The sequence below is a fragment of the Acidocella sp. MX-AZ02 genome, assembly GCF_000306035.1.
Taxonomy (GTDB): domain Bacteria; phylum Pseudomonadota; class Alphaproteobacteria; order Acetobacterales; family Acetobacteraceae; genus Acidocella; species Acidocella facilis.
This window is the reverse complement of record NZ_JH976208.1, coordinates 577,829-579,289: the sequence shown is the minus strand read 5'-3', so window position 1 is coordinate 579,289 and position 1,461 is coordinate 577,829. Positions and strand designations below refer to the sequence as shown.

At 65.2% G+C, this 1,461-nt stretch carries 2 protein-coding genes; both read right to left on the bottom strand.

Annotation, left to right across the window (positions count from 1 at the left end):
- Nucleotides 1–808: outer membrane protein (locus MXAZACID_RS11015; protein WP_008494425.1), on the bottom strand; the 808-nt coding region annotated here is incomplete at its 3' end.
- A 146-nt stretch (nucleotides 809–954) separates the two neighbouring features.
- A partial coding sequence (locus tag MXAZACID_RS17840) for a DUF2155 domain-containing protein (protein ID WP_008494423.1) occupies nucleotides 955–1,461 on the bottom strand: 507 nt, incomplete at its 5' end.

The window sequence follows — 1,461 nt, the reverse complement described above, 5'->3', positions numbered from 1 at the left end:
CGGCCTGCGCGATGATCTGGGTCGCGCGCGGGGTCAGGTTGTACTTATCCCAGTCGAAGAACACCAGGTAGGTCTTGGCCGGGGCCGGAGCCGGAGCAGCGACCGGGGCAGGAGCCGGAGCCGGAGCCGGCGGGGCCGGCGGCTGGAACAGCTGATAGCGCAGGCCCAGCAGGAAGGTGTGGCTGGTGGACTGGCCGACATGCAGCTGCCCGCCGCCCGGCTGGATCGCCGCGTAGTTGCGGCTGGCGGTCAGCTGGGTGAACTTATACTCGGCGGTCAGGGACAGGCCCGGCACCATCGCCAGCGGGTAGGACACGCCGCCGATGATGTTGTAGGCGAAGGAGCCCTTGGTGCCGCCGACGCCAACGCCGTTATTCACGACATGGCTGTCGAACTTCTGCCACTGGTAGCCAGCGCCGGCGCCGACATAGGGGAAGATCGGCAGGCCGACATTGAAGTCGTACAGCACGTTGACCATCGGGCCATAGGTGTTCAGACCGCCGGTGACGCGGGTCTGGCCGAGGCCGCCGTTGCCATCAACCTTGTGCGCGGTGTCGCGGTAGAAGTTGCCGTTCAACTCGACGCGGAAACCGTTGCCGAAGCCATAACCCACGGCGGCGTCGCCGGAGTAGGAGTCACGGAACAGCATCTTGCCGGACGAGCCGGTGGAGCGGCTGTTGATGTTGATCGGGTTCTGGATGGTGGTGCCAGCACCCAGGCTGACATAAGGGCCGGTAACCGGCTGCGCGTGCGCCGCGAGGGGCAGCGCAAGGCAGGTGGCGGCGGCAAGGGCTAAGCGCAGCTTCATGACGTGACTCCAAAAGTGAGTGCGTTTAATTAACCAAGGTCTATTTAGCCCTGCCGACGGGAATTCAACAGATCAAAACGGGTTTCGATTTTAACATTCTGGACCTGTGGCATTTTGGGCACAACCTGATGATCGTACAGGAAATTTTACGAGCAGTTCATAACCCGGAAAGCTTCCCCAGCGTTCCCCGCATCGGTGGCCCCTGGGGCGGAGCGCACCATCCAGCCATGATAGAGCGGTGCGCTGCCGGAACCATCTTTTGGTTGCAACGTCAAAAAGATCGCCACATCAGGAAGTTGTCCCGGCGGGCGGGTGACGCAGGCCTGCACGCTGACAATCAGGTCGCCCGCGGTCGCCTGGCCGCCGACGGGGATGGTCAAGGTCGAGGTGCTGCCATCGGCCTTGCTCAACACCCCGATCTCGGCGGTCTTGCCAGGGACCCAATCATTCGGCGGGGTCGGCGCGACATCGTTGTTGGGCAGCGGGGCGGGGTTGTTGCCGCTGGGGCCTGGCGCCACCGCGCCATTGCCGGCGGGGGCGGGGGCGGGGGCGGGGTTGAGCCCGTTCGGCGCCGCCGGGGAGACGACCTGCGCCTGCGCGGTGCCGCCATTATCGGTATTCGCGCCATTGCCGTTATCGGCGGCGCCGCTGCC